Annotated in this window: 18 protein-coding genes; 13 read left to right on the top strand and 5 right to left on the bottom strand. The window is 59.0% G+C overall.

Going from position 1 to position 23,192, the window contains the following annotated elements; translation table 11 throughout:
• Positions 1-230: 230 nt before the first annotated feature.
• The 5 genes from moaE to JFT91_RS24985 all read right to left on the bottom strand — a co-directional run bounded on the left by moaE (position 231) and on the right by JFT91_RS24985 (position 4,494).
• Positions 231-683, bottom strand: a complete 453-nt coding sequence (moaE, locus tag JFT91_RS25005; RefSeq protein ID WP_008080204.1) for a molybdopterin synthase catalytic subunit MoaE — start codon at positions 681-683, stop codon at positions 231-233.
• A 3-nt stretch (positions 684-686) separates the two neighbouring features.
• Complete coding sequence (moaD, locus tag JFT91_RS25000) at positions 687-929, bottom strand: molybdopterin converting factor subunit 1 (RefSeq protein ID WP_201234189.1); 243 nt, start codon at positions 927-929, stop codon at positions 687-689.
• Positions 926-1,399, bottom strand: a complete 474-nt coding sequence (gene moaC / locus JFT91_RS24995) for a cyclic pyranopterin monophosphate synthase MoaC (RefSeq protein ID WP_201147664.1) — start codon at positions 1,397-1,399, stop codon at positions 926-928. The genes moaD and moaC overlap by 4 nt, the downstream gene beginning before the upstream one ends.
• A gap of 238 nt (positions 1,400-1,637) precedes the next feature.
• A complete protein-coding gene (locus tag JFT91_RS24990) occupies positions 1,638-3,032 on the bottom strand; it encodes a PhoH family protein (RefSeq protein WP_201147663.1) in 1,395 nt (464 codons plus the stop codon).
• A gap of 337 nt (positions 3,033-3,369) precedes the next feature.
• On the bottom strand, positions 3,370-4,494 hold the full coding sequence (locus tag JFT91_RS24985) for a polysaccharide deacetylase family protein (protein ID WP_201234188.1): 1,125 nt from the start codon (positions 4,492-4,494) through the stop codon (positions 3,370-3,372).
• A gap of 248 nt (positions 4,495-4,742) precedes the next feature.
• Here JFT91_RS24985 and yaaA point away from each other — a divergent pair, with 248 nt between their 5' ends.
• The 13 genes from yaaA to JFT91_RS24920 all read left to right on the top strand — a co-directional run bounded on the left by yaaA (position 4,743) and on the right by JFT91_RS24920 (position 23,029).
• Positions 4,743-5,522: a peroxide stress protein YaaA gene (gene yaaA, locus JFT91_RS24980; RefSeq protein WP_053117306.1), complete on the top strand. Its 780-nt coding sequence runs from the start codon at positions 4,743-4,745 to the stop codon at positions 5,520-5,522.
• An 809-nt stretch (positions 5,523-6,331) separates the two neighbouring features.
• Entirely contained in the window at positions 6,332-7,648 is a 1,317-nt protein-coding gene (locus JFT91_RS24975; RefSeq protein ID WP_008087506.1) for a nucleotide sugar dehydrogenase, read from the top strand.
• 178 nt (positions 7,649-7,826) lie between these two features.
• Positions 7,827-9,308: a glycosyltransferase family 2 protein gene (gene alg8 / locus JFT91_RS24970; RefSeq protein ID WP_207197010.1), complete on the top strand. Its 1,482-nt coding sequence runs from the start codon at positions 7,827-7,829 to the stop codon at positions 9,306-9,308.
• A gap of 35 nt (positions 9,309-9,343) precedes the next feature.
• Positions 9,344-10,513, top strand: a complete 1,170-nt coding sequence (locus JFT91_RS24965) for an alginate biosynthesis protein Alg44 (RefSeq protein ID WP_201234187.1) — start codon at positions 9,344-9,346, stop codon at positions 10,511-10,513.
• A gap of 9 nt (positions 10,514-10,522) precedes the next feature.
• On the top strand, positions 10,523-12,031 hold the full coding sequence (gene algK / locus JFT91_RS24960; protein WP_207197009.1) for an alginate biosynthesis TPR repeat lipoprotein AlgK: 1,509 nt from the start codon (positions 10,523-10,525) through the stop codon (positions 12,029-12,031).
• Positions 12,028-13,515, top strand: a complete 1,488-nt coding sequence (locus JFT91_RS24955) for an alginate export family protein (protein WP_201234185.1) — start codon at positions 12,028-12,030, stop codon at positions 13,513-13,515. Before algK ends, JFT91_RS24955 begins: the two co-directional genes overlap by 4 nt.
• A gap of 26 nt (positions 13,516-13,541) precedes the next feature.
• The gene (gene algG / locus JFT91_RS24950; protein WP_201234184.1) at positions 13,542-15,128 is read left to right on the top strand and encodes a mannuronan 5-epimerase AlgG; all 1,587 of its coding nucleotides are present in this window, start codon (positions 13,542-13,544) and stop codon (positions 15,126-15,128) included.
• Positions 15,129-15,138: 10 nt separating this feature from the next.
• Entirely contained in the window at positions 15,139-16,599 is a 1,461-nt protein-coding gene (locus tag JFT91_RS24945) for an alginate O-acetyltransferase (protein WP_201234183.1), read from the top strand.
• Positions 16,600-16,607: 8 nt separating this feature from the next.
• A complete protein-coding gene (locus JFT91_RS24940) occupies positions 16,608-17,732 on the top strand; it encodes a mannuronate-specific alginate lyase (protein WP_201234182.1) in 1,125 nt (374 codons plus the stop codon).
• A 206-nt stretch (positions 17,733-17,938) separates the two neighbouring features.
• Positions 17,939-19,504 carry an MBOAT family O-acyltransferase gene (locus JFT91_RS24935; RefSeq protein WP_201234181.1) on the top strand — a complete coding sequence of 522 codons (1,566 nt, stop codon included), beginning with the start codon at positions 17,939-17,941 and terminating at the stop codon, positions 19,502-19,504.
• A 10-nt stretch (positions 19,505-19,514) separates the two neighbouring features.
• Positions 19,515-20,690, top strand: a complete 1,176-nt coding sequence (locus JFT91_RS24930; RefSeq protein ID WP_201234180.1) for an alginate O-acetyltransferase — start codon at positions 19,515-19,517, stop codon at positions 20,688-20,690.
• 15 nt (positions 20,691-20,705) lie between these two features.
• Positions 20,706-21,362: an alginate O-acetyltransferase AlgF gene (locus JFT91_RS24925; protein ID WP_201227879.1), complete on the top strand. Its 657-nt coding sequence runs from the start codon at positions 20,706-20,708 to the stop codon at positions 21,360-21,362.
• Positions 21,363-21,577: 215 nt separating this feature from the next.
• On the top strand, positions 21,578-23,029 hold the full coding sequence (locus tag JFT91_RS24920; protein ID WP_201234179.1) for a mannose-1-phosphate guanylyltransferase/mannose-6-phosphate isomerase: 1,452 nt from the start codon (positions 21,578-21,580) through the stop codon (positions 23,027-23,029).
• Positions 23,030-23,192 lie beyond the last annotated feature (163 nt).

Below are 23,192 nucleotides of genomic sequence, written 5' to 3'. Positions count from 1 at the left end.
AGCAGCTGCGAGCTGTTAGCTACGAGCGGCGGGACGGAGCATTTTTTGTACTTATAAATCCATATTGGACTTGCATGTACATTTCGTCAATCGCACATGAAGGCGTGTCCGCTGGTTTTTCTGGTGATGCAAATGACGTCATCGCGAGCAGGCTCACTCCTACAGGGGAACGCATTCCAACTGTAGGAGTGAGCCTGCTCGCGATGACTGACTTGAGGGCAACGCGGGTTTTACTTGTTCCAGCGATCCGCGGCGGCATGATCACTGTCGCGCCCTTCAACCCAACGCGGCCCGTCGCTGGTGTTTTCTTTCTTCCAGAACGGTGCACGGGTTTTCAGGTAGTCCATGACAAACGCGCAGGCGTCGAAAGCGGCCTGGCGATGGGCGCTGGCGGCGCCGACGAAGACGATAGGCTCGCCCGGCTCCAGCGCGCCGATGCGGTGCAGCACTTCCAGCTTCAGCAGCGGCCAGCGCTGTTCCGCTTCAATGGCGATTTTACCGAGGGCTTTTTCGGTCATGCCCGGATAGTGCTCAAGGAACATCCCCGCCACATCCAGCCCATCATTGAAGTCGCGCACGTAACCGACAAAACTCACCACCGCGCCGACGCCGACATTGGCCGCGTGCATTGCGTTGACTTCAGCGCCCGGATCGAACGGCGTGGCCTGCACGCGAATCGCCATGGCTCAGCCTCCGGTCACGGTAGGGAAAAACGCCACTTCGTCGCCATCGACCACCGGTTCATCGAGTTGGCATAGATCTTCGTTGCGTGCACACATCAGGTTCTGCTCGCTCAACACTTCAGCGCCGTCACGCTTTGCCAACTGTGCCCTCACGTCATCGACAGTGGCGAAATCGCCTTCGACCTTTACCGAATCCACGCCCAGCGCTTCACGGTAACGGGCAAAAAATTTCACGGTCAGGTTCATGGCTGCTCCGCTTGAAAGTGCCCACTCTTGCCGCCGACCTTCTCCAGCAGGCGCACACTTTCGATGATCATGCCGCGATCGACGGCTTTGCACATGTCGTAGATGGTCAGCGCGGCGACGCTGGCGGCGGTCAGCGCTTCCATTTCGACGCCAGTCTGCCCGGACAGTTTGCAGCGGGCGACGATGCGCACGGCGTCTGCGCCTTCAGCACTGAGTTCGACTTTGACGCCAGTGAGCATCAGCGGGTGGCACAGGGGAATCAGATCGCTGGTTTTCTTCGCTGCCTGAATGCCGGCAATGCGCGCCACGGCGAACACATCGCCCTTGGGATGGCCGCCGCTGACAATCATCTGCAACGTTTCGGGGAGCATGCGCACCAGCGCTTGAGCCGTCGCTTCACGGAACGTCACGGCTTTTTCAGTGACGTCGACCATGTTGGCGCGACCTTGGGAATCGAGATGAGTCAGCACGGGATTACTCCTGATCAGGAGCGTGGATTGTAAACCTGCGGGTCAGATTTCCGCATCACTGATTGTGAAATCACCGTTGTACCCTGTGGGAGCGAGCCTGCTCGCGAAAGCGGATTCAGATTCACTATAAATGTCGACTGATACACCGCATTCGCGAGCAGGCTCGCTCCCACAGGGGATATGCATTTATCCATAAAAAACCGGGCGGCTTTGCGGCCGCCCGGTTTTGTGTGGAGAGTTACAGGTGGGTTTCGGCGTATTCAGCCAGGATCGAGCGAGGCACCCCTTGCAGGGTGATGTGCACACCGTTGGGGAAATCCTTGAAGCGTTCAGTCAGGTAGGTCAGCCCGGAGCTGGTCGCGGACAGGTAAGGGGTGTCGATCTGTGCCAGGTTACCCAGGCATACCACTTTGGAACCGGCGCCGGCACGGGTGATGATGGTTTTCATCTGGTGCGGCGTAAGGTTCTGGCATTCGTCGATCAGAATCAGGCTTTGCTGGAAGCTACGACCGCGAATGTAGTTGAGCGATTTGAACTGCAGCGGCACTTTGCTGAGGATGTAGTCGACGCTGCCATGGGTGTTTTCGTCATCCATGTGCAAGGCTTCGAGGTTGTCGGTGATGGCGCCCAGCCAAGGCTCCATTTTTTCCGCTTCGGTGCCGGGCAGGAAGCCGATTTCCTGATCCAGCCCCTGCACGCTGCGGGTGGCGATGATGCGGCGATAGCGTTTGCTGACCATGGTCTGCTCGATCGCAGCGGCCAGCGCCAGAATGGTTTTACCCGAACCTGCAGCACCCGACAGATTGACCAGGTGGATGTCCGGATCCAGCAGCGCGTACAGCGCCAGGCTTTGATAGATGTCGCGTGGTTTGAGCCCCCACGCCTCTTGGTGCAGCAACGGTTCCTGATGCAGGTCGAGAATCAGCAAGCGGTCTTCTTCAATCTCCTTGATCCAGCCAACGAAGCCCTGCTCATCAATGATGAACTCGTTGATGTGCACCGCCGGCAGGTTGTCGATCAGTTGCACCTGGTGCCAGGTGCGGCCATGGTCCTGACGGGTTTCGACCTTGCTCACGCGGTCCCAGAACGAGCCGGTCATGTTGTGGTAGCCGTTGGGCAGCAGGGACACGTCATCGACCAGTTGGTCGGTGCTGTAGTCCTCGGCCGCGATTCCGCAGGCGCGTGCCTTGAGGCGCATGTTGATGTCTTTGGTTACCAGCACCACAGGTTTTTGCGGATCGCGGGTGTGCAGGTCGATCAGTTGGTTGATGATTTTGTTGTCGTTCAGGTGCTCGGGCAGAATCAGGTTCGACTCAGCCTGCTTGCTCATCAGAATTGACAGCAAGCCCTTCGGTCCGCCCTTGCCGCGCTGGATCGGCACACCCAGTTCGACGTCTTCCGGGGAAGCATCGCCCAAGGTCTTGTCAATCAGCCGGATGGCCTGACGGCATTCGGCGGCCACGCTGTGATGCCCGCTCTTGAGCTTGTCCAGTTCCTCAAGCACGGTCATCGGGATCGCGACGTGGTGTTCTTCGAAATTAAGCAGGGCGTTTGGATCGTGAATCAATACGTTGGTATCGAGTACATAAAGGATTGGCTGGTTGGAAGAAGGGCTACGTCCGTGATCATCCATACTCGGTCACCTTTGTCAGAGCCAGTAGACGCAATACCTGGGCGGTGCTGCGCCTCGAAGTGACTGCCGAAATCTCACCTGCGGAGATTGAAGTGACTGCAAACAAACGGGTCTTGGAAGACGCCACCTGTGTTGCAGGTTTCGGCGGTCTGTCTTCGTAATACTCCAAAACCGATGACATAAAAAAGTACTTTGACGGTTTTTTTAAGTTTATTTTGCAGAGTGACGAAAAGCCCTTGGCGGACTGCCCAGACCCCGCTAAAGTCGGAAGTCCGCCTGCATCGAATTCCGCAAAAAAATCACTTCAAGCCCAATGTTTCCGGGCTTTTGCCGTTTCTCAGCGAAACGCGTCCTGACAGTCTTCCCAACCAATCCCACTTTGCGCCGTTTGCGTGATCAGCCATGGCATCGACGTCTTCACCGCGTCCTGCTTGACGTTGAAATTGATCACCCCGTGCCGCCACAACAACATCAGCGTCAGCACCCGATGCGCGCTCGGGGCACCCTTGAGTTTGCCGGCGCCGTCCTGGGCATCGATGTCCCACAGCGCCACTTGCAGGCCCTGAGAATTGAAGAAACCTTGCGCATCGCTGCGGCGCTGGCCCTCCGGGGGGCGGAACAGCGGCACGTAGTTCTCCGGCAGCTTGTTCCTGACCAGATCAGCGCTGCGGCGCACCGAGTCCTGCCAATCCTGCCAATGACTGTGGGAGCGAAACTCCCAGCCCTGCACGCCCACGCACTGTTGCGAGAACGCCGCTTGCAGGCTGCTCACAGAACGCTCGGCCAGGCGTGCCTGAATGTCCTTGCCCAAAACAAAGAACGTACCGCTCAGGTTCGACTTGCGCAGGTATTCAGTCAGCCAGTCGGTGTTGTCCGGTTGCACGTTGGCGGCACTGTCGAAGGTCAGCAGAAACAGCCGATCGTGCATGTCTTCGCCGTTGCGCTCGTAGTCGCCGAAACGATCGAATTCGTTGCTGGTCTGCGGCGACAGCGCGGCCTTGCGCATCAACTCATCCAGATACTGCAGATGGAAGATCCGGCTCGGTTCGGCCCACTTGGTGTAATAGCTGTCATCGCTGACCACGAATTTGGCGGCTTGCTCGCGCAGGGTCGGCAGGTCTTCGACGAGGAAGCAGAACGAGGCATCCTGATCGCAGCTTTGCTGGGCGTAGTTGTAGTTGGCCAACAAGCGCTGCCAGAGGCGTTGGCGCAGGCCGTTGATCGCGTCGATATTGACCGTACGCAAGCCCAGACGCTGGGCCAGGGCGGCCTCGTCCATCGATTCGGTGCCGAGCAGGCCACGGGCGAACATGAGGATTTCCGCCCGCGAGGCGACGTCGAACAGCGTCGGGCTGGTCAGTTGCTCCGGCCAGGTGCTGCGATCCAGCGTCGCCACATCGCCCGGCGCCGCAACGGCACCGAAACTCAACAGCCACGCGGTGAATAAAAGAACAATGCGCAAAGGGGCGTCTCCATAACAAAACCCGCGCGGCACTATAGCTGATAAGGCACGACGCCGACCCTGTAGGAGTGAGCCTGCTCGCGATAGCAATAGATCAGTCACCACAATGCTGAAAGTCATACCGCTATCGCGAGCAGGCTCACTCCTACAGGGATCGCGGCAAGCCGTCGATCACCTATCACGCTCATAGCTGGAGTCAACTCGGCCAACCCCCTAGAATCGCCCCCACGATTAAAGGAGACGACTTCATGCTGATGGTGATTTCCCCCGCCAAGACCCTCGATTACGAAACACCGCCGGCGACCCAGCGCTTCACTCAGCCGCAATACCTCGACCATTCCCAGGAACTGATCCAGCAACTGCGCGACCTGACGCCGGCGCAGATCAGCGAACTGATGCACGTGTCCGACAAGATCGGCGGGCTCAACGCCGCGCGTTTCGGCAGCTGGACGCCCGCGTTTACGCCAGAGAACGCCAAGCAGGCGCTGCTCGCGTTCAAGGGTGACGTTTATACCGGTCTCGACGCGCAGTCCTTCAGCGAAGCCAATTTCGACTATGCGCAAAAACACCTGCGCATGCTCTCCGGCCTCTATGGCTTGCTGCGCCCGCTGGACCTGATGCAACCGTATCGCCTGGAAATGGGCACCAAACTGGCCAATGCCCGTGGCAAAGACCTCTACGCCTTCTGGGGCACGCGCATCAGCGAATGGCTGAACGAGGCACTGGCCGATCAGGGTGACGACGTGCTGCTCAACCTGGCGTCCAACGAATACTTTTCAGCGGTCAAACGTACAGCCTTGAACGCACGGATCATCAACACCGAGTTCAAGGATCAAAAGAACGGCCAATACAAGATCATCAGCTTCTACGCGAAAAAAGCCCGTGGCCTGATGAGCCGCTTCGTCATCCAGGAAAAAATCAACGATCCAGCCCAGCTCAAGCAATTCGATGTGCAGGGTTATCGCTACAGCGCCGAGCAATCGAAACCCGATAATCTGGTTTTTTTGCGCGACCACGCCCCCGAATAAAGCATGCCCAATGCACGACTCTTTCTATAAAGAGTCGTGCACCTCGCACGATGTCAAAAATCCCTCGCCGTTTTTCGCCATTTTAATGGCGCCAGTTTTTCATCCCTGTCTTTTCTAAGATTTGTTTCACTCGACACTGATCATTTTTTTCAGTAGTGGCACCTAATTTTTTTCACAGTAGTGGCACAAAACTATCTACTGCGATTAATCGCCTATATATAAAGGGCGAAAGCAAAAGTGCTATCAAATTGAGACCAGTGCCATCTTTGACAATATTTCAAGAAATTTCAGATTTCGCGATGAGTGGACAGGAACTATGTCCAAATGCATAGCTCATACCACCGGTAACGATTCTCGCCGAGTTTGTACGAGATAACTTACGTTAGGCAGATAGCCATGTAACCAAGTTGTCACAGCAACTTGACTAGATGACTAACCAGTCTGAAAACAACTAGATGGACAGGAGATATGCATCATTAATATCCCCTGCAAGGCCAAGGCCGCGCCCCTATAAACGTGCTCGCCTGAGCACCAAACCGCTTGATCCACGGGCTTTTCGCCTGACATCGAGCGCGCAAGACGATTGCACCAGAGTCTTCCACAAGGAAGATCCGCTGCATAACAGGGCACGTCATAACTATAAGGCCTGGTTGCGCACATCTTGAGTGCAATTATTTAGACACTCGGAACTTCGTATGCCTGCACACGGCATTGTGGCGCCTGTAAGCCGCACTTTCGAGTGCACTAGTGAACGCTGAACACCATTAACTCCGGCCTTCTAAGGCCTGATATATACAGAGGTAATTGCGATGCGCATCAGCATATTTGGTTTGGGTTACGTTGGCGCAGTGTGTGCCGGTTGCCTGTCTGCACGGGGCCATGACGTGGTTGGCGTTGACGTTGCCAAAGACAAGATCGACATGATCAACGCTGGCAAATCCCCCATTGTTGAACCGGGCCTGGGCGAACTTCTGCAACAGGGTATCCAGACCGGTCGTCTGCGTGGCACGACCAACTTCGCCGAAGCGATTCGTGACACTGACCTGTCGATGATCTGCGTGGGTACGCCGAGCAAGAAGAACGGCGACCTGGAACTGAACTACATCGAAGCGGTATGCCGCGAGATCGGTTTTGTCCTGCGTGAAAAAACCACCCGTCACACCATCGTTGTGCGCAGCACCGTACTGCCGGGCACTGTTGCCAACGTGGTGATCCCGATTCTCGAAGACTGCTCGGGCAAGAAAGCCGGCGTTGATTTCGGCGTCGCGGTCAACCCTGAGTTCCTGCGTGAATCCACCGCCATCGCCGACTACGACCTGCCACCGATGACCGTCATCGGCGAGTTCGACAAGGCGTCGGGCGACGTTCTGCAATCGCTGTACGAAGAACTCGACGCGCCGATCATCCGCAAGGACATCGCCGTCGCCGAGATGATCAAGTACACCTGCAACGTCTGGCACGCAACCAAAGTGACCTTCGCCAACGAGATCGGCAACATCGCTAAAGCGGTCGGCGTCGATGGCCGTGAAGTGATGGAAGTGGTCTGCCAGGACAAGACCCTCAATCTGTCCCAGTACTACATGCGCCCAGGCTTCGCCTTCGGTGGTTCGTGCCTGCCAAAAGACGTGCGTGCTCTGACCTATCGCGCCGGTTCCCTGGACGTCGAAGCACCGCTGCTCAACTCGCTGATGCGCAGCAACGAATCGCAAGTGCAGAACGCTTTCGACATCGTTGAAAGCCACGACAAACGCAAAGTCGCCCTGCTCGGCTTGAGCTTCAAGGCCGGCACCGACGACCTGCGCGAAAGCCCGCTGGTGGAACTGGCCGAGATGCTGATCGGCAAGGGTTACGACCTGAGCATCTACGACAGCAACGTCGAGTACGCCCGTGTTCACGGCGCGAACAAAGACTACATCGAGTCGAAAATCCCGCACGTATCGTCCCTGCTCAACGCGGACTTCGATTCGGTAATCGACAACTCCGACGTGATCATCCTCGGCAACCGCGACGAGAAATTCCGCGCGCTGGCCCAGCAAGCACCGCACGGCAAACAGGTCATCGACCTGGTCGGCTTCATGGCCAAGGCCACCGACGCCGGTACGCGCACCGAAGGTATCTGCTGGTAAGGCAGCCCTGTAGGAGCTGTCGAGTGAAACGAGGCTGCGATCTTTTCGGGAACACCAAAATCCCAAGCGAAAGATCAAAAGATCGCAGCCTTCGGCAGCTCCTGCATGTCCTTGCAAGTTTTTGTAAGCCTGCCTTAACCCCATCGGGCCCGGCCCGAGATAGAGACGGATGCAGATTATGCACAGGCTAAAACACGGCCTACTTCAGGCCGCCGGTTGGCTGTTCTACCTAAGTTTGTTGATGGGCCTGGCCTTGATGCTGCCCACGTCCACATTCGACTCCGAGTCGAAGGACTTCATTTTCCTGATTGGCGCCGTGGGTATCTGGCGCTACTCGATGGGCGCAACGCACTTTGTGCGCGGCATGATTTTTCTCTACATCGTTTACCCGCACCTGCGCCGCAAAGTGCGCAAGCTGGGTAAAGCGGCGGATCCGTCGCATGTGTTTCTGATGGTCACCAGTTTCCGTATTGACGCGCTGACGACTGCGCAGGTCTACAGCTCGGTGATCCGCGAAGCCATCGACTGCGAACTGCCGACCACCGTGGTCTGCTCGATCGTCGAAATGTCCGATGAGCTGCTGGTGAAAGCAATGTGGGCGCGGATGAATCCGCCAGAACGCGTCAAACTCGACTTCGTGCGCATTCCCGGCACCGGCAAACGTGATGGCCTGGCCTATGGTTTCCGCGCGATCTCCCGTCACCTGCCGGACGACCGCGCCGTGGTTGCCGTGATTGATGGCGACACCGTGCTCGGCGAAGGCACCGTGCGCAAGACCGTGCCGTGGTTCCAGCTGTTCGGCAACGTCGGCGGCCTGACCACCAACGAGTTCTGCGAAGTGCGCGGCGGCTACATCATGAGCGAATGGCACAAGCTGCGTTTCGCCCAGCGCCACATCAACATGTGCTCGATGGCCCTGTCCAAACGCGTACTGACCATGACCGGCCGCATGTCGGTGTTCAAAGCTTCAGTGGTAACCAACCCGGAATTCATCGCCGACGTTGAAAGCGACTCGCTGCAACACTGGCGCCTGGGCCGTTTCAAGTTCTTGACCGGCGACGACAAGTCGAGCTGGTTCAGCCTGATGCGCCTCGGCTACGACACCTTTTACGTGCCTGACGCGGCGATCAACACCGTTGAACACCCGCCGGAAAAAAGCTTCATCAAGGCCAGCCGCAAACTGATGTTCCGCTGGTACGGCAACAACCTGCGCCAGAACTCCCGCGCGTTGGGTCTGGGTGTGAAACGCCTCGGCGCCTTCACGTCGGTGGTGTTGTTCGACCAGCGCGTATCGATGTGGACGTCGCTGCTCGGCCTGACCGTGGCGATCATCGCCAGCTTCAAATACGGCACCGCGTTCATCCTCGTTTACCTGCTGTGGATCGGCATCACCCGCCTGATCCTGACCCTGCTGTTGTCGTGCTCCGGTCACCGGATCGGCCCGGCTTATCCAGCGATTCTTTATTACAACCAGATCGTCGGTGCGCTGGTGAAGATCTACGTGTTCTTCCGCCTCGACCAACAGTCCTGGACTCGCCAACCCACATCCCTGACCCGTGATCTCGCCAGCTTTCAACGTTGGTTCAACACCTGGTCGTCTCGGACCATGACCTTCTCCGCCGGCAGCATTTTCGTCGCCGTGCTGCTGATGATGGTCTGACCCGCCCCTATTGAATTAACAAGGAAATCGCCCCTATGAATACCGCCGTCAACGCCAACGTAGTGCATGAATCCGAAGCCCAGCGCCAACACGCCCGCGTGAAAATCCCGGCCAAGCTGCGCTTTTTCGGTCCCGACCGGACGCCGGTTGAAGCGCGGGTCATCGACCTGTCTGCCGGTGGTCTGGCGTTCAACGCCGGGCAAATGCCACTGACTATCGGCGAGGTGTACAAGGCGCGTCTGCAATTCGTCATCGACAACCTCGGCCTGGCCATGGACGTTGAGCTGCAAGTGCGCTCCTACGACCGCCAGACCGGCCGTGTTGGCTGCCAGTTCCAGAACCTTGAGCAGCAGGACATTTCCACCCTGCGCCACTTGATCACGTCGCACCTGGCCGGCGACATCGTCAGCATCGGCGAAGTGCTGGCGACTCTGCAGCGCGACAACTTCACCAAGGCACGCAAGGTCAAGGACGGCGGCTCCGGCATGACCCCGTTGGGCCGACTGAAAGCCGTGACGTTCAGCGCTGGCATTTTCGCAGTCGGTCTGGTCGCGGCGGGTTTCATTTTCAAATCGGTGTACGGCATGTACTTCGTCAGCCATGCGCAAGCCGGTCTGGTCAGCGTGCCGGGGATGAACATCACCATGCCGCGCGACGGCACCGTGCAAAGCCTGGTCAAGTCTGACGGCGTTGCAGCGAAAGGCGCGCCACTGGCGACCTTCAGCACCAGCATGCTCGACGTGCTCAAGGGCCATCTGGACGAAGACCAACTGGCCCCGGCCAAGGTTGAAGAACTGTTCGGCAAGCAAATGACCGGCACCCTGACCTCCCCTTGCGACTGCACCGTGGCCCAGCAACTGGTGGCCGACGGTCAATACGCGAGCAAGGGCGACGTGATCTTCTCGCTGGTGCCGCGCAACACCCAGGCCACGGTTGATGCGCGCTTCTCCTATCGCCAGTTCGGCGACGTGCGTCCGGGCACCCCGGTGAGCTTCCAGATCGCCGGCGAAGACAAAACCCGCACCGGCAAGATCGTCAGCAGCACCAGCCTGAAAAGTGCTGACCTGTCCTCCGACATCCGCGTGCAGATCCAGCCTGACGAGCCGCTCGACAGCAGCCTCGCCGGTCGCCCGGTGGAAGTGAACAGCGACCGTGGACCGAACCTGAACTGGCTGATCGACAAAGCCATGGCTGCCGGTCTTTAAGTCGAGGACATGCCTGTGACTACTCCACCCATCCTGAAAACACCGCGATCCCTGTGGGAGCTGGCTTGCCAGCGATTGGATCGCCGCGGTATGCCTGATGCACCGAGTTGCTTGCATCGCGAGCAGGCTCACTCCTACATGGGAACGGTGTGTGCCTTGGCATTGGCGGTCAGTCTGGCCGGTTGCGCCGGCCTGCCCGATCAGCGTCTGGCCAACGAAGCGCTCAAGCGTGGCGACACCGCTACCGCTGCGCAGAATTATCAGCAACTGGCCGATCTCGGTTACAGCGAGGCACAAGTCGGCCTCGCCGATATCCAGGTCGATAGCCGCGACCCCGAGCAAATGAAACAGGCCGAAGCGACTTACCGCGCCGCCGCCAGTGTTTCGCCGCGTGCGCAGGCGCGTCTTGGTCGCCTGCTGGTGGCCAAACCCGGCTCCACCGAAGCCGAACACCACGAAGCCGAAAGCCTGCTGAAAAAAGCCGCCGCCAATGGCGAAGGCAATACGTTGATCCCGCTGGCGATGCTTTACCTGCAATACCCGCACAGCTTCCCGAACATCAACGCGCAGCAGCAGATCGATCAGTGGCGCAAATCCGGTTACCCGGAAGCGGGTCTGGCGCAGGTGCTGCTGTATCGCACCCAAGGCACTTACGATCAGCACCTGGATGACGTGGAAAAAATCTGCAAAGCCGCGCTCAACACCACCGACATCTGCTACGTCGAACTGGCCACGGTCTATCAGAAACGTGCCCAGCCGGAGCAACAGGCCGAGCTGATCAAGCAGCTGCAGGCCGGTCACGCCCGTGGCACCGTCACCGCGCAGCGCGTCGATTCCGTGGCCCGTGTACTGGCCGATTCGACCCTGGGCAAGACTGACGAGAAAACCGCGCAGTCGTTGCTCGAGCCGATTGCTCCGGGCTACCCGGCGTCGTGGGTGACCCTCGCGCAATTGCTCTACGACTACCCGGAACTGGGCGATGTCGACCAGATGATGAAGTACCTCGACAACGGCCGCGCCGCCGACCAGCCACGCGCCGAGCTGTTGCTGGGCAAGCTCTACTACGAAGGCAAAATGGTTCCGGCCGACGCCAAAGTTGCCGAAGAACATTTCCAGAAAGCCGTCGGCCGCGAAGTCGCCGCCGACTATTACCTCGGCCAGATCTACCGCCGTGGCTACCTCGGCAAGGTCTATCCGCAAAAAGCCCTCGACCATCTGCTGACCGCTGCACGCAACGGCCAGAACAGCGCCGATTTCGCCATCGCCCAGCTGTTCTCCCAAGGCAAGGGCACCCAGCCCGACCCAGTCAATGCCTACGTGTTCAGCCAATTGGCCAAGGCACAAAACACCCCGCAAGCCGATGAGCTGGCGACCACCCTCGCCGCGCAATTGCCGCCCGAGCGCCTGGCCCAAGCCCAGCGTCTGCTGCAACAGGAGCAAGCCAGCCGTGGCGCTCTGAACCAGAACACGCTGCAACTGCACGCCCTGCAAGAAGAAGACGGCGAGGAAAAATTATGAAGTTGAATCCATTCGTGAAGGCCGGTATTGGCCTCACCTTCGCGCTGATCTGGTCTTGCCCGACACTGGCCGCGATGACTGAAACCAAAAACTTCGGTCTCGAAGTGAAAATCACCGGCCAGTCCGAAGACGACCGTGACCTCGGCACCGCACCCGGTGGCGACGTCAACGGCGTGGGCCTCGACCTGCGTCCATGGGTCTACGGCGAAAGCGGCGCGTGGAGCGCCTACGCCATGGGCCAGGCCGTGACCTCGACTGACATCATCGAGACCGACACCCTGCAACAGTCCGACACCGACGGCACGCAGACCACCGACAACGGTGATCGCAAGACCAAGAAAAACTACCTGGCGATGCGCGAGTTCTGGGTCGGCTACAGCGGCCTCACGCCGTATCCGGGCGAAATGCTCAAGTTCGGTCGCCAGCGTCTGCGCAATGACGATGGCCAGTGGCGCGACACCAACATCGAAGCGCTGAACTGGACCTTCGACACCACCCTGTTGCGCGCCAACGCCGGTGTTGCCGAACGCTTCAGCGAATACCGCACCGACCTCAAAGAGCTGGCGCCGAAAGACAAGGATCGCCTGCACGCCTACGCCGACGCCGCTTACCAGTGGACGCCGGGGCAATGGGTCGGCATTCGCGGTCACCACACACACGATGACGGCAAACTCGATTACGCCGAGCCGGGAGTCCCGCGTGACTCGCTCGACAAGACCCAGAACGGCGACATCAGCTGGCTCGGCCTGACCGCCGACAGCGACGCCTACAACTGGCGCAATACCAACACCGTCAACTACTGGGGCAGCATCACCGGCATGAGTGGCGACCGCGACACAGTCAACCCGCTGAACGCCGACGGCAGCGCTCCAACCCAAGCCAAACGCAGCGAAGACGTCAACGGCTGGGCCACTGACATCGGTGTGCGTCTGCGCCTCGATCCGCAATGGCAAGTCGGCGGCGCGTATGCCCGCGCCAGTGCTGATTACGAGCAGAACGGTCTGGAAAGTAACCGCTCCAACTACACCGGTACTCGCTCGCGGGTTCACCGTTTCGGCGAAGCCTTCCGTGGCGAAATGAACAATATGCAGACCGCGACGCTGTTCGGTTCGTGGATGGTCAACGACGAATACGACGCCAGCCTGATCTATCACAAATTCTGGCGTGTCGACGGCAACAAGCCGGTGGGCAGCAACGGCATCAACGCGGTGGAAAACAACACCGACGATGCGACCGGCGCGATTCTGTCCAGCACCTCTTTGCCGCTTGAAGACGGCAACAAGGATCTCGGTCAGGAGATGGACCTGGTCGTCACCAAGTACTTCAAGCAAGGCCTGTTGCCGGCGGCGTTGAGCCAGTCGATCGACGAGCCTTCTGCCCTCGTGCGTTTCCGTGGCGGTGTGTTCAAGCCGGGCGATGCCTACGGCAAGCAGGTTGATTCGTACATGCACCGCGCGTTCATCGACGTGATCTGGCGCTTCTGATGCAAACCGCCAAGGGAGTGCCCGACATGATCAGCACCAGGATAGGCTCACTCAGCCTGCTGGCCGGCGCGATGCTGCTGGCCAGCGCCGGCGCCTTCGCCACGGTTGAACCGGTCGCACCGCAACCGGGCAAGCCGGCGACCATGGCCAAAGAGCTGCAACAGGCCAAAACCTACACCGTCAGCAGCGCGCCAACCGACGCGTTGAATCTGGCCGCGCCGAAACTGCCGGACATTTCCGGCTACACCGCCGAAGCCGCTGCCGCGAAGATCGTCCGCAACAAACCGGGCAAGATCAGCGTGCGCCGGATGATGCAGGAAGACGCGCTGAAGGACTTCATCGGCGGCGACAACAAGATGGCCGAATGGGTAGTGCGTCAGCACGGCATCCCGCAAGCGATCTTCGTCGACGACGGTTACATCAACCTGAAAGAGCTGGCGCAGAAACTGCCCAAGCAGTACTTCAGCGAGACCTCGCCGGGCGTGTATCTGTCGAAGTTGCCGATCGTCGTCGGCCGTAAAGGCATCCTCGAAATCGATGGCCAGACCCAGGAATTGCGCCTGTCGCAAGAAGCCGGCTCGTTCCTCGTCAACGATGGTCAGTTGTTCGTGCGCGACACCAAAATCACCGGCTGGCGCGAGAAGGAAAACGGCCCGGCCACCTTCCGTTCGCCGAAGGAATTCCGTCCGTTCCTGCTGGCCTGGGGTGGCACCGAGACCTACATCGTCAACAGCAAGATGGCCAGTTTCGGCTACGCCAACAGTAAGTCGTACGGCGTGAGTATTTCCCAGTACACGCCGAACATGGCGAAGGTGCTCAAGCGTCCTGAGCCGACAGGCTGGATCGTCGGTTCCGAGTTCTCGGACATGTGGTACGGCTTCTACTGCTACGAGACCCGCGACTTCGTGGTCAAGGGCAACACCTACAAAGACAACATCGTCTACGGCATCGACCCGCACGACCGTTCCCACGGCCTGATCATTGCCGAGAACACCGTGCACGGCACCAAGAAGAAGCACGGGATCATTATTTCCCGTGAGGTCAACGACAGCTTCATCTTCAACAACAAGAGCTTCGACAACCACCTCTCGGGCCTGGTGATCGACCGCAACAGCGTCAACAACATCGTTGCCTACAACGAGATCTACAAGAACCACACCGACGGCATCACGCTCTACGAGTCCGCCGACAACCTGCTGTGGGGCAACAAGGTCATCAGCAACAAGCGCCACGGCATTCGCATTCGTAACAGCGTGAACATCCGCCTCTACGAAAACGTCGCCATGGCCAACGGTTTGACCGGCGTCTACGGCCACATCAAGGACCTCACTGACACCGACCGTGACATCAAGCTCGATCCGTTCGATGCGCAGGTGTCGCTGATCGTCGTTGGCGGTGAACTGGCAGCCAATGGCAGCGGCCCGCTGTCGATCGATTCGCCGTTGAGCGTCGAGCTGTATCGCGTGTCGATGCTGGCGCCGACCAAATCCAGTGGCATCAGCTTCAACGGCATCCTCGGTGAGCGCCAGGATGAAATTCTCGACCTGCTGGTGCGCCAGCAGAAAGCCGTGCTGATCGACCCTGTCGAACGCCAGACCGAAATGCAGGACTGAGGATAATTTTATGCACCCACACTTGATCAAATTACTCAGCCTGTCGGCCCTGACCGTGGGCATTCTCGCGGCCAGCAACGGCGCCCGCGCCGATGAAGGTGCCGCTGCCACGCCGCCAAAGTTCAGCGCCGAACCGTGCTGCAACCTGTGCCCGGCTGCGCATGACGCGAAGAACTACACCACGCGTTATCAGCAGAACTTCACCACGCTGGTGCAGGCGCAGGGCGACTGGTTGTTCCGCACCCAGGAAGACCTGCGCACCGAGTTCAACACCACGCCGGCCGGCTACAAACGCCTGCAACAGTTGCACGATGCGTTCAAGGCCAAAGGCGTTGAACTGGTGATCGTTTACCAGCCGACCCGTGGCCTGGTGAACCGCAACAAGCTCAACCCGCAGGAAAAAGCCGCGTTCGATTACGAGAAGGCTTTGGGCAATTACAAGACCATGCTCGGCCGTTTCGCCAAGATGGGCTATGTGGTGCCAGACCTGTCGCCGCTGACCAACGAATCGCTGCCGGACACCCTGCCCGCCCACGATTTCTACTTCCGCGGCGACCAACACTGGACGCCATACGGCGCGCAGCGCACGGCAAAAATCGTTGCCGAAAAGGTCAAGCAGATCCCGGCCTTCGCCGACGTGCCCAAGCGTGAATTCGAGACCAAGCGCTCAGGCCGCATGGGCAAGACCGGCACCTTGCACAACATGGCCGGGCAACTGTGCGGCACCAGCTACGCGATCCAGTACATGGACCAGTTCACCACCGAGCCTAAGGGCGAGGCTGGCGACGGCGACCTGTTCGGTGATTCCGGCAATCCGCAAATCACCCTGGTCGGTACCTCGCACAGCGGCAAGAACTACAACTTCGCCGGCTTCCTCGAAGAAGCCATCGGCGCCGACATTCTCAACGTCGCCTTCCCCGGCGGCGGTCTGGAAGGTTCGATGCTGCAGTACCTCGGCAGCGACGAATTCCAGAAGACCCCGCCGAAGATTCTCATCTGGGAATTCTCGCCGCTGTACCGCCTCGACCAGGAAACCATCTATCGCCAGATGATGTCCCTGCTCGACAACGGCTGCGAAGGCAAAGATGCACAGATGTCCGCCAGCACTACGTTGAAAGCGGGCAGCAAACAAGAACTGCTGGTCAACAGCAAGAACCTGAACCTGCAGAACAGCAGCCATCAGGTCGACATCCGCTTCGCCGACACTTCGGTGAAAACCCTGCAAGCCACCCTCTGGTACATGAACGGTCGCCACGAGGACATCAAGATCGAGAAACCGGAAACCTCCGACACCGACGGTCGTTTCGCCTTTGAGTTGCGCACGGACGAAGACTGGGCCTCGCAAAACCTGCTGGCGGTCGAAGTTCAGGGCCCGGAAGCGGGCGCCGCGCCACAGAAAGTCGAAGCGAAAATCTGCAAACGCAACGTATTCCCGGGCGCTGGGCCACAAACCGCTCAGGTCGGGCAATGAGGTCTGCTATGCGAAATCCGAAATTGAAATCTTTATTGGCCCCCACCCTGTTGAGCCTGGCGATGTTCGCCGGAGCGACTCAGGCCGCCGCGCCACTGCGTCCACCGCAGGGTTACTTTGCGCCTGTGGATAAATTCAAGACCGGTGACAAAAGCGAAGGCTGCGATGCAATGCCGGCGCCGTACACCGGCCCGTTGCAATTTCGTAGCAAATACGAAGGCTCGGACAAGGCCCGTTCGACACTGAACGTGCAGTCGGAAAAAGCCTTTCGTGACACCACCAAAGACATCACCACGCTGGAACGCGGCACCGCCAAACGCGTGATGCAGTTCATGCGCGATGGTCGTCCGGAACAGCTCGATTGCACGCTGAACTGGCTGACCGCGTGGGCCAAGGCTGATGCGTTGATGTCGAAAGACTTCAACCACACCGGCAAGTCGATGCGCAAATGGGCGCTGGGCAGCATGGCCTCTTCGTACATTCGCCTGAAATTCTCCGACTCGCATCCGCTGGCGCAGCATCAGCAGGAAGCGCAGGTGATCGAAGCCTGGTTCAGCAAAATGGCTGACCAAGTCGTCAGCGACTGGGACAACCTGCCGCTGGAAAAAACCAACAACCACTCGTACTGGGCGGCGTGGTCGGTGATGGCGACTTCCGTCGCAACAAACCGCCGCGACCTGTTCGATTGGGCGGTCAAGGAATACAAGGTCGGCGCCAATCAGGTAGATGCCGACGGCTTCCTGCCAAACGAACTCAAGCGCCAGCAACGCGCCCTCGCCTATCACAACTACGCCCTGCCGCCTCTGGCCATGATCGCCAGTTTCGCCCAGGTCAACGGTGTCGATTTGCGTCAGGAAAACAACGGCGCGCTGAAACGCCTGGGTGATCGAGTGTTGTCGGGGGTGAAAGACCCGGATGAATTCGAGAAGAAGAACGGCAAAGAGCAGGACATGACCGACTTGAAAGAGGACATGAAATTCGCCTGGCTCGAACCATTCTGCACGCTCTACACCTGCCCGGCGGATGTGATCGAGAAAAAGCGCGGCATGCAGCCGTTCAAGACCTTCCGCCTCGGCGGGGACCTGACCAAGGTCTACGACCCGTCCCATGAAAAGGGCAACAAAGGTTCGTAAGGCAAAACCCTGTAGGAGTGAGCCTGCTCGCGATCCGGTCTGACATTCAACATTGATGTCGACTGACACGCCCTCATCGCGAGCAGGCTCACTCCTACAGGGGGTCAGTGTCAGGTTTTAGATTTGTGAGTTGGCCCTCCAGTTTTACGTGGGGGTTTGGGGGGGCTTTGGCCCTTGACTGTTGGTTCAAACATGGAGAGATCGGGATGGTATTTTCATCCAACGTGTTCCTGTTTCTGTTCTTGCCGATCTTTCTCGGCTTGTACTACTTGAGCGGGCAACGCTATCGCAACTTGCTGCTGCTGATCGCCAGCTACGTGTTCTATGCCTGGTGGCGCGTGGACTTCCTCGCGCTGTTCGCCGCCGTCACGCTGTGGAACTACTGGATCGGCCTCAAAGTCGGTGCCGCCGGTGTTCGCACCAAACCGGCCCAGCGCTGGTTGCTGGCCGGCGTCGCGGTGGATCTGTGCATCCTCGGCTACTTCAAGTACGCCAACTTCGGCGTCGACAGCATCAACGCGATGATGACGTCGGTCGGTCTTGAGCCGTTCATCCTCACCCACGTGCTGCTGCCTATCGGTATCTCGTTCTACATCTTCGAATCGATCAGCTACATCATCGACGTGTATCGCGGCGACACCCCGGCCACGCGCAACCTGATCGACTTCGCCGCGTTCGTGGCGATCTTCCCGCACTTGATTGCCGGCCCGGTTCTGCGTTTCCGCGACCTCGCCGATCAGTTCAACAACCGCACACACACCCTCGATAAATTCTCCGAGGGCTGCACGCGGTTCATGCAGGGTTTCATCAAAAAGGTCTTCATCGCCGACACCCTCGCCGTCGTTGCCGACCATTGCTTCGCCCTGCAAAACCCGACCACGGGCGACGCCTGGCTCGGCGCGCTGGCCTACACCGCGCAGCTGTATTTCGACTTCTCCGGTTACAGCGACATGGCCATCGGTCTGGGCTTGATGATGGGTTTCCGCTTCATGGAAAACTTCAAACAGCCGTACATCAGCCAGTCGATCACCGAGTTCTGGCGCCGCTGGCACATCAGCCTGTCGACCTGGCTGCGTGACTATCTGTACATCACCCTCGGCGGTAACCGTAAAGGCACGCTGATGACCTATCGCAACCTGTTCCTGACCATGCTGCTTGGCGGTCTGTGGCACGGCGCGAACATCACTTACATCGTCTGGGGCGCCTGGCACGGCATGTGGCTGGCGATTGAAAAAGCGCTGGGCCTGAACACCTCGCCGCGCAGCCTCAACCCGATCCGCTGGGCGCTGACTTTCCTGCTCGTGGTCATGGGCTGGGTGATCTTCCGTGCCGAGAACCTGCACGTTGCCGGGCGCATGTACGGCGCGATGTTCAGCTTCGGCGACTGGTCGCTGTCGGAACTCAATCAGGCCAGCCTCACCGGCCTGCAAGTGGCAACTCTGGTTGTTGCGTACGTGACGCTGGCGTTCTTCGGTCTGCGTGACCTGTACACCAACCAGCCGCCGGCCAAGATCAAACCTGAAGTCAACGTCGAGGCCAACGGCCCAGCGACGGCGACCCCGGGAATGATCAAGGCAGCGCCTGGCGAAAACCCGGCGAACATCCATGAGCCTGGCTACACCGTCGGCGTCGAAGCCCAGGTGCAACCGGCCTACTGGAGCGCGGACTGGTCGCGCTACGTGATGCGCGGGCTGATCCTGCTGCTGTTCATCGCCTCGATTCTCAAACTCTCGGCGCAAAGCTTCTCGCCGTTCCTTTACTTCCAGTTCTGAGGGATCTGACATGACCCGCTCATTACGCATCTTCTACATCGCCCTGTTCCTGGTGACCCTGTTGGTCCTCGGTCTGTGGTCGGTACGCAGCTTCTTCGGCTTCAGCACCAACGCTGATGCAACGGTGCTCAACGGCCGCTGGACCAAGGCTGTGGAAACTCACTACGACGATGAATTCCCGATCAAGCGCCTGGGTACCAATCTCTGGGCCGCGCTGGATTTCAAACTGTTCAACGAAGGTCGTCCGGGCGTGGTGCTCGGTCGCGATCAGTGGTTGTACAGCGATGAAGAATTCAACCCGATCGTCAACGAAGAGCTGAACCTGCAAGGCAACTACGCGCTGGTCGAAGGCGTGCGCCAGACCCTCAAAGCGAAAGGCGTGAAACTGGTGATGGCGATTGTGCCGGCCAAGGTTCGCCTGTACCCGGAACATCTCGGTGACGTGAAACCGGCGAGCATTCACGCCAACCTTTATCAGGATTTCCATAACCGCGTCGCGGCCGACAAGATCCTCGCCCCTGACCTGCTCAAGCCCTTCCAACAGGCCAAGCAGAACGGTGAGCAAGTATTCCTGCGTACCGACACGCACTGGACGCCGGAAGGCGCCGAGATTGCGGCGAACACCCTGGCGAAAACCATCGCCGACAAGTTCCCGCTCAGCGGCGAGCCGCAGCGCTTCGTTACCACGCCGGCCGAGAAGGTCACGCACAAGGGCGATCTGCGCTTGTTCCTGCCGCTCGATCCGCTGTTCGAAAACCTGATGCCGGCGCAAGAGCCGCTGCAAAAGCGCAACACCGTCGCAGCCGGCGATCAGCCTGCCGGTGACGACGCGATGTTCGCCAGCAATGAAGTGCCGGTGGCACTGGTCGGCACCAGCTACAGCGCCAACCCCAACTGGAACTTCGTCGGTGCACTGAAACAAGCGCTGCACAGCGACGTGGTGAGCTACGCCGAAGACGGCCACGGGCCGATCCTGCCGATGCTCAGCTACCTGAAAAGCGATGACTTCAAGAACAGCCCGCCACAGGTGCTGATCTGGGAGTTTCCTGAACGATATCTGCCTGTGAACAACGAAATCGGCGACGCCGACCCGCTGTGGGTCGCAGAGCTTAAACAAGCCGGCGCGCGCCAACAAAACGTAGCAATCAACACTAAATCCGAGACGCCCGATCGGGCGCAAAACTGAAAGAGAGGTAACACCATGACTTTCACGACTACTCCTCGTCGTCTCGCTAAAAGCTTCGCTCTGGTTGCTGGCCTCAGCGTGCTTTCCGTGCCTGCCTTTGCCGGTGGCGACGCCGCGCTCTACGGCCCGACCGCACCGAAAGGCTCGACCTTCGTCCGTGTCTACAACGCCAGCAACGCGGAAATCAGCGCCACCGTGGGCAGCACCAACCTGAGCGACGTTGCGCCACTGGCCAGCAGCGACTTCAGCTTCATGCCGGGCGGTGATTACAGCGCCAAGGTCGGCAGCCAGACCCTGCCGGTAAAACTCGCCGGTGACCATTACTACACCCTGGTCAACAACGCTTCCGGCGCGCCGCAACTGATCGAAGAACCGCCGTTCAAGAACAAGCAGAAATCCCTGGTGCGTGTGCAGAACCTCAGCGACAAGCCGCTGACCCTGAAGACCGCCGACGGCAAGACCGACGTGGTGCCGAACGTCGCCGCCAAGGGCCGTGGCGAACGTGAAATCAACCCGGTGAAAGTCAGCCTGGCGCTGTACGAAGGCGACAAGAAAGTCGGCGACGTGAAGCCGGTCGCGCTGGAGCGCGGTGAGGCCGCGGTGCTGTACGTCACCGGCAGCGGCAGCAGCCTGTCGCCAGTCTGGGTAAAACGCCCGGTGTCGACCCGCTAACAAATTTCCCGAACTGACGCAGCTCCCTTTGTAGGAGTGAGCCTGCTCGCGATATCGGTTTCACATTCACCGAATGTGTTGATTGACCCACCGCAATCGCGAGCAGGCTCACTCCTACAGGGGATCGCAGTGACCGTTCGGATACGAGACAAAAACAAGAGTGAAACGACACAGCGTTCGTGCCTCTAACCAATCGATTTTATGGAGTAAACAATATGATTCCGGTGATCTTGTCAGGTGGTAGCGGTTCACGTCTTTGGCCGCTTTCGCGTAAGCAGTTCCCTAAGCAATTCCTCGCCCTGACCGGCGAACACACCCTGTTCCAGCAGACCCTCGAGCGCCTGGTGTTCGAAGGCATGGACACCCCGATCGTGGTCTGCAACAAGGATCACCGCTTCATCGTCAACGAGCAGTTGAGTAACCGCAATCTGGAATGCCAGCGCATCCTCATGGAGCCGTTCGGCCGCAACACCGCGCCAGCCGTGGCGCTGACCGCGATGATGCTGGTCAATGAAGGTCGCGACGAGTTGATGCTGGTACTGCCGGCCGACCACGTGCTGGAAGACCAGAAAGCCCTGCAACGCGCCTTGGCGCTGGCCACCGTCGCTGCCGAAAACGGTGAAATGGTGCTGTTCGGCGTGCCGGCAACCAAACCGGAAACCGGTTACGGCTACATCAAATCCACGGCTGATTCGCTGCTGCCCGAAGGCGTCAGCCGCGTCTCGCACTTCGTCGAAAAACCCGACGTCAAACGCGCCACCGAATATGTCCAGTCGGGCGGTTATTTCTGGAACAGCGGCATGTTCCTGTTCCGCGCCAGCCGCTTCCTCGAGGAGCTGAAAAAACACGATCCGGACATCTACGACACCTGCCTGCTGACCCTGGAGCGCAGTGAGCAAGACACCGACACCGTCACCCTGGACGAAGCCACCTTCGCCTGCTGCCCGGACAACTCCATCGACTATTCCGTGATGGAAAAAACCCAGCGCGCTTGCGTAGTGCCGTTGACCGCAGGCTGGAGCGATGTCGGTTGCTGGTCGTCGCTGTGGGAAGTCAACGAGAAAGACGCCAACGGCAACGTCACCAAAGGCGATGTGGTCATCCAGGACAGCAAGAACTGCATGATCCACGGCAACGGCAAACTGGTGTCGGTGATCGGTCTGGAAAATATTGTCGTGGTCGAAACCAAGGACGCCATGATGATCGCCCACAAGGACAAGGTCCAAGGCGTCAAGCAGATGGTCAACACCCTCAACGAACAGGGCCGCAGCGAAACCCAGAACCACTGCGAAGTCTATCGTCCGTGGGGTTCGTATGACTCGGTGGACATGGGCGGGCGTTTCCAGGTCAAGCACATCTCGGTCAAACCGGGCGCGTGCCTGTCACTGCAGATGCACCACCACCGCGCCGAACACTGGATCGTGGTCAGCGGTACTGCCGAAGTGACCTGCGACGAAAACGTGTTCCTGCTCTGCGAAAACCAGTCGACCTACATCCCGATCGCCTCGGTGCATCGCTTGCGCAACCCGGGCAAGATCCCGCTGGAAATCATCGAAGTGCAATCGGGCTCGTACCTGGGTGAAGACGATATCGAACGTTTCGAAGATATCTACGGTCGCTCCACCCCGATCGAACGCGGCGTGTCGGTGAAAACCATCGCGCAGTAAACCGCTCAGCAAGACAAAAAGCCCTCGCCCAGCCCACTGCGTCCCCTATCCGCAGTGGGTTGGGCGGGGGCTTTTTTGAACGTTACTGAGCTGAACAGTGTTCCACTTTTTTCGACATCGTCCCGATTGATCAATACGAAGTAGCGCTTACTGACAGTTTTTT

The organism is Pseudomonas sp. TH08 (assembly GCF_016651275.1).
Classification (GTDB): Bacteria; Pseudomonadota; Gammaproteobacteria; order Pseudomonadales; family Pseudomonadaceae; genus Aquipseudomonas.
Note: the sequence above shows the minus strand (reverse complement) of the source record. Positions and strands in the feature narration are given on the sequence as shown.